Origin of the sequence: Albibacterium sp. (genome assembly GCF_035514885.1) — a bacterium.
Classification (GTDB): Bacteria; Bacteroidota; Bacteroidia; order Sphingobacteriales; family Sphingobacteriaceae; genus Albibacterium.
The window spans coordinates 178331-191512 of the sequence record NZ_DATJCH010000024.1; the positions used below are offsets into that span (position 1 = coordinate 178331).

Consider the following 13182-nt stretch of genomic DNA (forward strand, 5'->3'; position numbering starts at 1 on the left):
CATTAAATGAATAAAACAGATAAACCACCATTTGATCCTGAATTGCTCGATGGTTATGTAAAGATTGATCAATATAACAGAGATTCTGTAAATCGTATTGCTGATCATTATGGAGATATCTTGAAAGCACTTGGCGAAGATCCAGCCCGAGAAGGGCTTCTTAAGACACCCGAACGTGTTGCAAAATCATTACATTTTTTAACTCATGGTTACGACATCAATCCTGCAGAGATTTTAAAAAGTGCAATGTTTAAAGAAGAATATAGCCAAATGGTTGTAGTCAAAGATATTGAGGTATATTCTTTATGTGAGCATCATATGTTGCCATTTTTCGGAAAAGCCCATATTGCATATATTCCTGATGGACAAATTGTAGGGTTAAGTAAAATACCAAGAGTTGTTGACGCCTTTGCCAGAAGATTACAAGTACAAGAGCGTTTAACCAATGAAATTCGTGATTGCATCCATGATACTTTAAAACCTTTGGGTGTAGCAGTAGTTATTGAATGCAGGCATTTGTGTATGGCTATGCGAGGAGTTCAAAAACAGAACTCTGTTACAACTACATCTGCTTTTACAGGCGAATTTGCTCAAGAAAGGACTCGTAACGAATTCTTACGACTAATTACAGCTAATTTAGATTAATAATATCCTTCTTAAATAAAAATATTAATAATGAAGAATGCATATCTTTTTCCCGGGCAGGGTGCTCAGTTTGTAGGCATGGGTTTAGATGTTTACAATTATAATAACGAAAGTAGAGAGTTATTTGAGAGAGCGAATGAAATTCTTGGTTTTCGTATTACAGATGTTATGTTTAACGGTAGTGAAGAAGATCTTAAACAAACAAATGTAACTCAACCGGCTATATTTTTACATTCTGTAGTTTTAGCACAGGCTTTAGGTGATAGCTTTAACCCTCAGATGGTTGCTGGTCATTCATTAGGTGAGTTTTCCGCATTAGTAGCAGTAGGGGTACTTGATTTTGAGTCCGGACTAAAATTAGTTTCAGCAAGAGCCAATGCCATGCAAAAAGCTTGTGAGATCAGGCCTTCTACTATGGCTGCTGTACTTGGTTTGGATGATTTCACTGTAGAAGATGTTTGTCAGCGTATAAGTGATGTGGTTGTACCTGCTAATTACAATTGCCCAGGTCAATTAGTGATTTCAGGTACAATTGAAGGGATAGATCGTGCTTGCGAGCTTTTAATTGAAGCGGGAGCAAAACGTGTCTTAAAGCTGAATGTTGGCGGGGCTTTTCATTCACCACTGATGGAACTTGCTCGTGTTGAGCTTCAATCTGCGATTGATTCCACTACATTTAACAAGCCTCTTTGTCCGGTTTATCAGAATATTGATGCAAAGGCACATATAGATCCTGAACAAATCAAAATAAATCTAATAGAGCAACTCACAGGATCTGTAAAATGGTCGCAGATAATGCAAGCTATGATTGAAGATGGAGCTACCTCTTTTATAGAGGTTGGTCCGGGCAATGTACTTCAGGGGTTAGTCAAAAAGGTTGATCGAAAGATGGAAACATCTGCTGCTAAGCTATAAAGGCTCCCTCTTATAGAAAACCCCATAGATTGAAAAGCTGTGGGGTTTTTTATTACTTTTACGTAAGCTGATTTATGAATTTGAGTAATACATTAAAGATACGTATTTTACTTCTCCTCCTAACCCTGTGTTTTGCTGGAACAGCTATTACTGTAAGGCTCACCTACCAGGAAAAAGAAATCCTCCTCATCGATGGACATAAGGTTGAGGAAAACTTACATAAAAAGGAAGCAATTGTTAAGGAGTTCTTAAATGATAAGGCCTTATTTGAAAGAATCAGAAATATTGACGACGATCCTGAATTTAAGAAATACATTATTGAATCATTCGGTGAGGAGAAAGATATATACATATATGCATACTCAAACAATGATTTAGTTTTCTGGGGGTCAGAACAAATCGTTCCTCGATCTGATGCGGGCATCTCTGAGGGAAGCAGTATTATAACATGGGATAATGGCTGGTACGAATCTTATAAAAAGAGTTCAGGTGGTTTCTCTGTGGTTTGTCTTATTCCTATCAAATCAAACTATCCAATTACAAATCGTTATTTAAACAATGATTTTTCGCAAGACCTTATCAAATCACCTAATTTAGAGGTTGCAAATTTTAACGATATTTCGGTTTATAATCTGCGCAATAGCGATGGCACTTATTTGCTTTCCTTAAAACTTAGGACAAATAATTTTAAAACATTTTATTCAACTATTGAATTGATAATGTGGCTTTTAGCAGGGCTGACATTTACGATATTTATTAATAACCTATGTTTGTGGATTGCTAAAAAAGGATGGGTAAAACTGTCTGTTTTAACCTTTGCTTTATTTCTGATGTCTTTCAGATATGTTGGGGTTGAAACCCAATGGTTGGCAGACAATTTCTTCTCCGGTTTTTTTGATCCAAGGGTTTATGCTTCCAGCTTCATACTTCCTTCTTTAGGCTCCCTCATACTGCATATCATTTCGGCAACATGGCTTATCTGTTATATTTATCATTGCCGCTCCGAGCTTAAGATAGTCGGAAAGACATCTTCTAAAGTTATTCAATTTGCAGTGTATTTCCTTTCTGCGATTCTGCTATATTACCTATGTGACATTGCAATTAATATTTTTAAAAGTCTGATAATAGACTCAAGTATAAGCTTTGAGGTTAATAATTTATTGAATTTAAATATTTACAGCTGGGTGGGCATTCTGCTGCTGTGCATGGTTGTATTTATACTTTATTTGGCAATAGAAATATTGTTTGCCGTTATTGAAGGACTCGGCCTGTCGAAAAAATCACAATTAATATGGTTTATAGTAACTGTACTGGTTTGTTGTTTAATCAAAGGTCTGTTTGGTGGAATTTCTGTTTCTTTTGGTCTATTTATAATAATTATCTTCATCAAAGGCTGGTATGCGAGTCCGGATAAAGGATTTAACTTAGCAGCCTATGTTGCTCTCCTTTTTTTATTTGCTGGAATTGCATCTCTTAAACAAAGCAAGTACCAAGAAAAAAAGCAACAGAATAATCAGCTCTTTGCTTTGCAGGAACTAGAGTCTTCAGAAGATCCAAATGCTGTGTTGCTTTTTCTAGAAATAGAGAAGGAAATTGTTAATGACGAAGCATTATTAGATTATTTTAAATATCCTGGATATCAAAACCCAACATTATTAAAAGAAGAATTAAGAAAAACCTATTTCAGCGGTTATTTGGCAAAATATGATCTTAGTGCCTATATATTAAATACGGATAGTTCAAAAAATACGGAAATAGCGCTCGCAAGATTATCGTATTTTAAAGATAAAGTAATAAGTGGTTCGCGAAAGGTCTCTGCTAATTTCTATCGTTTAAATAATAACATCGGATATATTAATTATTTCGCTTTACTTCCTATAGAAATAAACGACGAGTTGGTTGGTACCTATGTGATTGAACTTAAAAACAGATCATTAGGACGATATGTATCCTCGCCCGAAATTCTTTTTAGTGGTACAATAGATAGTCAGGATGACTATGAAAACTACTCTTATGTCTATTATCAGAATGGTGAACTAAAGGGGCAGCAAGGAAGTTTCGTATATCCGGTAGAGCCTTTATTTCACCCTTCTAGTGTCCGTCAATATGTTTGGTTTAATGACAATGGAGCTTATAATCATATTGCATACCGGCCAAACCAAGCAGATTTACTTATTATAAGTGCTAAAACTCAAAGCAGCTGGGAACAGCTTGCATCCTTGTCTTTTTTATTTTTGGTGTTTTTGTTCTTCTCTATCGTTATCTACAGTATCCGATGGATATTTGTTACATTAAACGATTACGATTTTAACCTTCGGAACCTGCGATGGTCATTAATGATTTTACAGAATCGCATACTTTATAGTACAAGGATACAGGCCTTTGTTGTATTCGCGGTAGTAGGAACTCTGTTTATTGCTGGTATAATAACTTTCTTTAGTCTGAATAATCAATATAGTATTCAACAGGAGAAAGCAGCAACCAAACAAATAAGTCAGATTGCCCGAGGGTTAGAAATGCGCTTATCACAAAATTCTGGAAATATAGAAGAATTGGAGAACGAACAACAGTTTAAAGACGCTTCGGAGATAAATGCCTCCGATCTTAACCTGTACAATAATAAAGGTGAGTTGATTTACAGTACCCAGGGTAAGATATATGATTTAGGTCTCATATCAAGATTTATGAATGCCAATGCCTGGTTAAATCTGAATGATTATTCTCGTGAAGAGTTCTTCCAACGAGAGAGAATTGGCGGGCTAGAGTATCTTGTATCCTATGCTCCCTTAAAAAATGATAATAATGAAACCATTGCCTATGCAAGTCTTCCCTATTTTTCTAATCAAAAGGAGTTAGATCAGCAAGTAGGCTTGCTATTAAATACAATTATTAACATATACGCATTAGTGCTGGTTGCTCTGGGACTATTTGCTGTATTTATTGCAAATAAAATTACATCACCACTTACTCTTGTACAAAGAAGCCTGGCTCGTACTACGATTGGTAAGAAGAATGAGCCTATCTTTTGGAAGCGCAACGATGAAATAGGCTCCCTTATCAAAGAATATAATAATATGATTGTAGCTCTTGATAACAGTGCCAATAGGATTATGCGATCCGAGCGCGAATCTGCCTGGAGAGAAATGGCTAAGCAAGTGGCTCATGAAATCAAAAACCCGTTAACTCCTTTACGTTTGGGTGTACAGTTATTAGAACGCTCATGGCGAGAAAAAGACCCTCGCTTTGATGAAAAGTTTGAACGCTTTAGTAAATCTTTCATTGAACAAATAGAAAGTCTGGATCATATTGCTTCTGAATTCTCTAATTTTGCTAAAATGCCGGATACCAAGCTGGATGATGTTGAAATCATAGATGTAATTGAACAAGCAATAAGTATCTATAGTAATGATTCGCAACTCTCTATAAAACTGGAGGTTTACGTTGATAAAACAATAATTGTACATGGCGACAGAGATCAGTTATTGCGAACTTTTAATAATCTGATCAAGAATGGAATTGAAGCCAGAATACATCATAAAAAAAGTACAATTATAATTACAGTAAAACCCCATTCAGTTGATTATATTTTAATATCCATTCAGGATTATGGGAAGGGTATTGATGAGATTGTTAGATCAAAGATATTTCAGCCTAACTTTACAACCAAGAGTTCCGGAACTGGCCTGGGTCTAGCTTTTGTAAAGCAAACGGTCGAAAGCATGAATGGAACTATTAGTTTCAAAACGGAAAGATCAAAAGGGACAACCTTCTTTATTCTATTGCCGTTAAAAACCAGAAGTAAATAATTGCTTACTTTAAAGTAATGGTTGACCGTCCCATGGTACTCTCATTCGTATACAAGATGACAGTATAGGAGCCTTTTTTGAATTTATAATCGATTGGAGACCAATCAAAAGTATATTGCTTGCCATCGTTCTTGAAGTCTATTTCTTTCATATCAGTATACTGAATCTCCTCATTGTTTACTTCAAATACATTACCGTTTGTAATAAGATTACCACTGGGTTCAGTAATCCGTAAGTAAATAGTATGTTTGCCAACTTTCGTTAAGGTATTATCTGCAAGGGTAAAGGCAATTTGCAATCGATCAATGCGCGAAGCTTTACTTTCTATATTTACCCGATCTTCACTTCTAACTCGGAGAGCATTGATGTTTATCTCTGATATTTTTAGATGCGAAGCTATTTTAATCATTTCCTGTAGCTTTGCCTTATCTTCTTCCAATGAACTAGCACGTTTGTTTACCGTGTTTACAGATTCTTTTAGTTGGTCTCTCTCATTTTTGAGCAAATTGATTTCTTCTCGAAGGTCTTTCAGATCATTACTGTATCTTTCAACTACAGCTCTTAATTTCTGTATCTCTTGCTGTGCATGCTGCAACTCTTCTGGGCTAATTTCAGCATGCTGATTAATTTTGCTTCGTAAATCTGCAATTAAAATACGCGCTGAATCATGCTCTAATTTAAAATTAGCAGCCAAATCAATGTTTTCGCCTGTTACCCTATTTAGTTCAGCTTCTATCCGATCAACTTCAATTTCCAGTTGATTCTTTTGAGAATTCAATACTTCTACCTGATTGCCTAAGTTCTTGTATCGAACAGCATAATATATATTAGTAGCCAATAGGGCAGCTATGGCAATTATAAAAAAATAAATTTTGCTAGATGGCTTTGCCTTTTCGATTTGTGGATCATCACCACCTAAGCCGCCATTTTCTATATCCATTTGTATGGTTCGTAAACTTGTATGCTCATAATAAACCTATTGCAAAGCAATTATTGTTCCAAATTTAATTTACTTTAATGCTCGTTAAATTATTACGGTTACCTATCTTTATCGCCGGTAGAAAAGTGATTATGATTGAAAGATACTTTGTGCGTTTTCTTTGTATAGGAATCTTACTGTTTTGTATAATACCATTTGCGAGAGGGCAGAATGAAGCTCCAAAAAGGGAGTTTCGTGGCGTGTGGATTGCAACGGTTGCAAATATTGACTGGCCTTCTAAGCAGGGCTTAAGTACTGAACAGCAAAAGGCAGAATTAATTTCTATTCTTGATGCACATCAAAGAGCCGGCATTAATGCAATTATGTTTCAAATCAGACCTGCTGCAGATGCTTTTTATGCCAAATCTCGTGAACCCTGGAGTCGTTTCCTTACAGGAATTCAAGGACAGGCACCCTCCCCTTTTTATGATCCTTTAGAGTTCGTTATAAAAGAAGCTCATGACCGTGGCATGGAGCTGCATGCCTGGTTTAATCCCTATCGCGCTACCTTTGATTCTGGAAATACGGTAGCATCGAATCACATAACCCGTACCAACCCAGAGTGGTTTTTTACCTATGGAGGTAAAAAGTTATTTAATCCGGGTTTACCTCAAGTGCGTACTTACATTACCTCAGTCGTGATGGATGTCGTGAAGAATTATGACATTGATGGAGTTCATTTTGATGATTATTTCTATCCCTATCCTGAAAGTAACCCCATCCCGGATGCCGCTACATTTCGTCAATATGGAAGTGGTTTTTCATCCATTGATGATTGGAGGAGAGATAATGTGAACATTCTGATAAAAACTATCTCTGATAGCATTTATGCTGAAAAACCCTATATTAAGTTTGGCATCAGTCCTTTTGGAATATGGGATAATAAAAGGAACCATCCCGAAGGATCGGAGACAGCAGGCTTTAGTGGCTATCGACAACTTTATGCAGACGCCCGAAAATGGACTCAAGAAGGTTGGGTAGACTATATAAATCCTCAGATATACTTTCCTTTTAACTATCCGGCGGCAGCATTTGAAGTGCTTTTAGACTGGTGGAGTAAAAATAGCTTCGGTAAGCATTTGTACATCGGACAGGCAGTATACAGAGCTCTTGAAAAAGGGCAAGGTTGGCGTGAGCGCGATCAGCTTTCACGACAAATAAGAGCTTTAAGACAAAATATAAATACGCAGGGTAGTGTATTTTTTAGTTCTAAATCATTGACAAATAACTTAGGTGGTTTTAGGGATTCATTGCAATATAACTTCTATCGTTATAAAACCTTACCTCCTGCAATGTCTTGGAAAGATAATGTTTCTCCCCTGCCTCCTCGCGGGTTAACGGTTCGGGTAACCAATGATAGAGCAATTACCCTACACTGGCAAAAATCCGATGCCGCCAGCGATGGAGATATGCCTTATGGTTATGTAATTTATAGGTTTAATGCAGGCGATAAAATTGACTTGGAAGACGCACGTAAAATCCTTCAAATTAGCTATAATAACAGCTATACAACCTATACCGATGATTCTGTAATAAAGAATCATTCCTATATCTATGTAATCACAAGTTTAGACCGACTAAAAAATGAAAGTGTCGGATCTAACATAAAGGAGATCGTTTTTTGACATTAACAATGCAGTCAAATTTCCTTTAAGCAAGTGAAACTTAATAAATAAACATTATATTTGCCTTCCATAATTTCGATTTTTACATCCTTAATGAATATGAGAGAAATACAATTCAGAGAAGCGCTTCGTGAAGCAATGAACGAAGAAATGCGTAAAGATGATAAGATTTTCTTAATGGGCGAGGAAGTCGCCGAGTATAACGGTGCTTATAAAGTAAGCCAAGGAATGCTTGAAGAGTTTGGTGAAAAACGTATCATTGATACGCCAATATCAGAACTTGGATTTACAGGAATAGGTATAGGTGCTGCGATGAATGGATTAAAGCCAATCATTGAGTTTATGACCTTTAACTTTTCTTTAGTTGCCATTGACCAAGTGATCAATTCAGCTGCTAAAATGTATTCCATGAGTGGCGGACAATATTCTATCCCCATCGTTTTTAGAGGACCTACAGGGAATGCCGGACAATTAGGAGCTCAGCACTCACAAAACTTTGAAAACTGGTATGCTAATACACCAGGTCTAAAGGTTGTAGTTCCATCCAACCCATACGATGCCAAAGGGCTTCTTAAACAATCTATCCTTGATCCGGATCCTGTTATCTTTATGGAATCTGAGGTTATGTATGGGGATAAAGGACAGGTGCCTGAAGAGGAATATTATCTTGAAATCGGAAAGGCACATGTTGTTAAAGAAGGAAAGGATGTTACTATTGTAAGTTTCGGTAAAATGGTTCCGCGCGTTGTGCTACCTGCTTTAGAAGAACTTCAGAAAGAAGGAATCGACGCTGAATTAATAGATCTGCGTACTGTAAGACCTATCGATTATGCAACGATTATTAATTCTGTTAAGAAAACTAATCGCTTGGTCATTGTTGAGGAAGCCTGGCCTTTAGCATCTATCTCTTCTGAAATTGCTTATAAAATTCAAAGTGAAGCATTTGATTATTTAGATGCACCGGTAACTCGTATTACCTCTGCTGATGTGCCTATTCCTTATGCACCAACCTTGCTTGAAGCTGCATTGCCATCAGTTAAACGGGTAGTGAAAGCAGTAAAGGATGTATTGTATAAGGTTAAATAATACAATTGTCAATAGATAATATAAATAAACAAAAAGGGCGAAATGATCATTTCGCCCTTTTTGTTTATTCTTTTTTTTACGTTTTAATTTTAGTTGGAGTTAATCCAATAAGCTGATTTGCCTTCTGATGCTTTCTTCCAAAGATATGATTGTCTCTGTTCGCTGAATTCCTTTAATGCCCTGAATTCCCTCATTTAGTACTTGACGTAAATGATCGGTATCTCTGCAAATAATTTTTGCAAACATACTATAAGAACCTGTACAATAGTGAAGCTCTACTACCTCTTTAACCTTTCTAAGCTCTTCAACTGCGTGATTGTATTGGGATCCTTTTTCAAGATAGATTCCTAAGAATGCACAAATATCAAAGCCTATTTTTTGAGGATTAATGGTTAAGTTCGCGCTTTTTATGATTCCCAGATCCTCCATTTTTTTCATTCGTACATGAATCGTCCCCCCTGAAACAACTAGTTTTTTTGCTATCTCGGTATAAGGTACCGAAGCATCGTTCATAAGAATTGATAAGATCTGAATATCTAGACTGTCAAGATCAATGTTAAGATTTCTCTTTTCCATATTATTTTTTATTATCTGCAATGGTTTTAACAATTGTCTGCAATTTTTCCATAATCTATTATAGAAACCAATTGCTAATTGCAAAATTAACAATTTAAACGTTGTTTTTTAAAAAATATAAAAAATGCATTCGCTTCCCATTCTGGAATAATACAGATACAATTATTCTCAATAATTGTGATAAACTAAACAAGGGCCAAACAGGGATCAAACAGGGACCAAACAGGAGTAAGATTCGCATATTACTCCTGTTTGGTCCCTGTTTGATCCTCGTCTGAACCTTATTTGTTTAATTATTTGATATTGCCTGGTAATTATGGAGGCTTAATAAGAACGGAGTGCTTGTCTTAAAGATGGTTTGTACTACGATTAATACATACAAAATATTATCTTTGGGTATAAAATCAATAGTAATGAAAGAAATATCAGTAGAAGAGCTAAAAAGCAAAATTGATAATAACGAAGATTTTCAATTAATAGATGTCCGGGAAACTTTTGAATATGAAGTTTCTAATTTAGATGGAGAGAATATCCCGTTAGCATCTGTCCTTTTAGAGAAGGATAAGATTTCGAAGGATAAACCAGTTATTGTACACTGCAGAAGTGGTAAGCGTAGTGCTCAAGCTATTATGCTTTTGGAAAAAGAGGGATATGATAATCTTTCGAATCTTGTAGGTGGTATTTTAGCGTGGAAAGAAGATATTGATCCTGATATGGACGTTTATTAATATGTTAAAAAGACTATTATTCAGCACCCTTCTTAATCTGGGGATTATTGTTTCGCTTTATTATGCTTTTATTGCCTATAATAAAATGGAATATGGAATTCTTGCGGGAGCAATCTTACTTGTTATTGTATTGGTTTATTTAAAGATCAAGATATTACAACAAGTGAAGAATATTAAGAAGCAGTAATCATTTCAACGTGCAGCAAGATGTTTCAACTTTATTAAAACAATTACAAGCTGGAGATTATAAAGCGCTGGCACGTATTATTAGTTTGGTTGAAAATGAGCATGCTTCTTCTGGAGAGATCCTTCGTTCACTGCATTCAAATCAGAATATTCCAATAATAGGTATTACTGGTCCTCCCGGTGCAGGGAAAAGTACGCTCGTAAATGCAATAGCTGAGGAATTTAGTAGAGCAGGAAAGCGAGTAGCTATTTTGGCGATTGACCCAAGTTCTCCTTTTAATAGAGGTTCTTTATTGGGGGATCGCATTCGGATGAATGCTCAATTTAATGACTCTAAAATCTATATTCGGTCAGTAGCAAGCAGAGGAGCTTTGGGAGGCTTGTCCGAAAAAACAATAGAGATATCAGATATTCTTAGGGCAGCGCCTTTTGATATCATACTTATTGAAACGGTTGGGGTGGGCCAATCTGAAATAGACATTATCGGCTTGGCAGATCAAACCATTGTGGTATTGGTTCCTGAAAGTGGCGATGAGATTCAACATGTAAAGTCAGGCCTAATGGAAATAGCGGATATATATGTTGTTAATAAAGCGGATAGAGAAGGAGCGGATCTGTTTGCTTCTAAGTTGAAGCGTATGCTAAAGATGAAGCATCTTGATATTCCTGTATTGAAGGTAATTGCAGATAGGTCAACAGGTGTACAGAATTTGCTTCAATTACTGGAGTCTCAGGCATCTTCTCCAAATAAGATATTAAATCTCAATTTATTAGTTGAAAAGGCTTGGCGATTAATTCAGAAGAAGCGTATGAGAAATATTGATAAAACTGCTTTAAAGAATCTTTTGGAGGAACAGAAGAAGGGAAATTCCTTTAATCTGTACCGCTTTATTAATGAAAACTATTAACAATATTGGTCGAAAGTATAGTTATAGAGACGTAAATGGGGTTAAATGGGGACAGATTGTACTATATTTAAGCTTTATTTCGAATTTAAATGTAGTATTAATAATCTCTTTTATGTCTTATCTGTCCAACTGTACTAAAAAGCAGATACTGTTATTTAATTGAATATTACATTTAACTAGCTATTAATTAGTCGTTTAGGGGAGTAAATTTAAAGCTAGGTAAAAGAGAAATGACTACTTTCGACTATTTGTAAAAGTTTTTTGTGCTGAGTCGAATATTGGTACGGAATTTGTTTTAGTTGCGTAAATCAAACTATTAACTATTTTTGTATAAAAATTATACAATTAAAATTTTAACCTTAAAAAAAAACAGAGTATGAATTATTCTACAATCAAAAAAGCAGCCTTAGCTTTATCGTTGGTAGCCGCAGTTGGTTATGCTGACGTAGCTAACGCACAAGAGCCTGCTAAGGTATTTGGAGGAAGAAGCCAATACAGAACTTGGTCAATCGGTATTAACGCAGGTGCATTAACTCCAAGTGTTATCCTTGGTGGTTATAATGATCAATCAAAACCTGAAGTTTCATTGGGTTATGGTGCAAATATCCGTAAACAATTTTCACCACATTTCTCAGTTCAAGCAGATTTCTTAAAAGGAACGATTAAAGGTTCTAACGAAGAATCTCCAAATAATGAAAATGCAAGTTACGGTAATACATTCGAAACTGATTTAAACTGGCAAACAGGTTTAACTGGTAATTACCATTTCGGTGCTATCGATTTCTTACGTCGTGAAAACGTTGTTGGATTCTACTTATCAGCTGGTTATAACTTAGCTAATTATGAGGTAACTTCTTCAACAGCAGGTGGAAGTGTAGATGGTGAATCAAGAACAGAACAAGTTATTCCTGTAGGAGCTGGTGTTAAATTCAAACTAGGTAGTGTTGTTAACTTAGATTTAGGTTACAAAATGAACTTCTTAGATGCAGATAACCTAGATAATAACTATGATACTAATCCTCATGCTTTAGATAAATATAGCTACGGATATGCTGGATTAGAGTTTAACTTAGGAAGCAAATCTAAACCAACATTAGAGTGGAACAACCCAGTTGCTAATCTTTATGACGAGTTGAAAGACCCAGCATTGAGAAACGAAGTTGAAGCTTTAAAACAACGTGTTACTACTTTAGAAGGAACAGTTGCTGAATTAGGTAAAGATACTGATGGTGACGGTGTTGCTGATAAGTTTGACAAATGCCCTAACACTCCAGCTGGAACAGTTGTTGATGGATCAGGTTGTCCAATTAAATTTCCTGAGCCAGTAGCTTCTGCATCTGTAGGAGATTATGCTCCAATTCAATTTGAATTTGATAGCTATGTTTTGAAAACTTCTTCTTACCCAACTTTAGATAAAGTTTCTCAAGACTTACGTAACTCAAACGGTTCAATCAATGTAGAAGGATATGCTTCTGCTGAAGGAAGTGATGCTTACAACTTACAATTATCTAAAGACCGTGCTAATGCAGTTAAGAACTACTTAGTTAACTCTGGTGTTGCTGCTAGCAATGTAAATGCAGTAGGTCATGGTGAAGCTAATCCAGTTGCTTCTAACGCAACAGAAGCAGGACGTATTCAAAACCGTCGTGTTGAGTTCACAAAATAATATTTGATTAAATTTTGATCAAAAAATAAAAAGGTCCGGTGGTTATTCCATCGGACCTTTTT

General features: G+C 35.8%; 11 protein-coding genes. 9 read left to right on the forward strand and 2 right to left on the reverse strand.

Annotation, left to right across the window (positions count from 1 at the left end; all coding sequences use genetic code 11):
- The first annotated feature begins 6 nt into the window (after nt 1–6).
- From folE to VL047_RS11900, 3 genes are all read left to right on the forward strand, one after another.
- Nucleotides 7–645: a GTP cyclohydrolase I FolE gene (gene folE / locus VL047_RS11890; protein ID WP_325360832.1), complete on the forward strand. Its 639-nt coding sequence runs from the start codon at nt 7–9 to the stop codon at nt 643–645.
- A gap of 30 nt (nt 646–675) precedes the next feature.
- Nucleotides 676–1560, forward strand: a complete 885-nt coding sequence (fabD, locus tag VL047_RS11895) for an ACP S-malonyltransferase (protein WP_325360834.1) — start codon at nt 676–678, stop codon at nt 1558–1560.
- Between the two features lie 74 nt (nt 1561–1634).
- The gene (locus VL047_RS11900; RefSeq protein ID WP_325360836.1) at nt 1635–5366 is read left to right on the forward strand and encodes a HAMP domain-containing sensor histidine kinase; all 3732 of its coding nucleotides are present in this window, start codon (nt 1635–1637) and stop codon (nt 5364–5366) included.
- A gap of 4 nt (nt 5367–5370) precedes the next feature.
- Here the strand turns inward: VL047_RS11900 and VL047_RS11905 are convergent, their stop codons facing one another.
- On the reverse strand, nt 5371–6306 hold the full coding sequence (locus VL047_RS11905) for a hypothetical protein (protein WP_325360838.1): 936 nt from the start codon (nt 6304–6306) through the stop codon (nt 5371–5373).
- 77 nt (nt 6307–6383) lie between these two features.
- Between VL047_RS11905 and VL047_RS11910 the strand changes: the two genes are divergently transcribed.
- Both VL047_RS11910 and VL047_RS11915 read left to right on the forward strand, forming a co-directional pair.
- Nucleotides 6384–7970, forward strand: coding sequence for a glycoside hydrolase family 10 protein (locus VL047_RS11910; protein WP_325360840.1), 1587 nt, complete (start codon nt 6384–6386; stop codon nt 7968–7970).
- Nucleotides 7971–8069: 99 nt separating this feature from the next.
- Nucleotides 8070–9056 (forward strand): pyruvate dehydrogenase complex E1 component subunit beta, encoded by a 987-nt coding sequence (locus VL047_RS11915; protein ID WP_325360842.1) that lies wholly within the window; start codon nt 8070–8072, stop codon nt 9054–9056.
- Between the two features lie 99 nt (nt 9057–9155).
- Here the strand turns inward: VL047_RS11915 and VL047_RS11920 are convergent, their stop codons facing one another.
- On the reverse strand, nt 9156–9632 hold the full coding sequence (locus VL047_RS11920; RefSeq protein WP_132223447.1) for an Lrp/AsnC ligand binding domain-containing protein: 477 nt from the start codon (nt 9630–9632) through the stop codon (nt 9156–9158).
- A 413-nt stretch (nt 9633–10045) separates the two neighbouring features.
- Between VL047_RS11920 and VL047_RS11925 the strand changes: the two genes are divergently transcribed.
- The 4 genes from VL047_RS11925 (at nt 10046) to VL047_RS11940 (ending at nt 13120) form a co-directional block, all read left to right on the forward strand.
- Nucleotides 10046–10360 (forward strand): rhodanese-like domain-containing protein, encoded by a 315-nt coding sequence (locus VL047_RS11925; RefSeq protein ID WP_325360845.1) that lies wholly within the window; start codon nt 10046–10048, stop codon nt 10358–10360.
- Nucleotide 10361: 1 nt separating this feature from the next.
- Complete coding sequence (locus VL047_RS11930) at nt 10362–10547, forward strand: DUF6358 family protein (RefSeq protein ID WP_325360847.1); 186 nt, start codon at nt 10362–10364, stop codon at nt 10545–10547.
- Between the two features lie 10 nt (nt 10548–10557).
- A complete protein-coding gene (meaB, locus tag VL047_RS11935) occupies nt 10558–11454 on the forward strand; it encodes a methylmalonyl Co-A mutase-associated GTPase MeaB (protein WP_325360848.1) in 897 nt (298 codons plus the stop codon).
- 376 nt (nt 11455–11830) lie between these two features.
- The gene (locus tag VL047_RS11940) at nt 11831–13120 is read left to right on the forward strand and encodes an OmpA family protein (protein WP_325360850.1); all 1290 of its coding nucleotides are present in this window, start codon (nt 11831–11833) and stop codon (nt 13118–13120) included.
- Nucleotides 13121–13182: the final 62 nt, after the last annotated feature.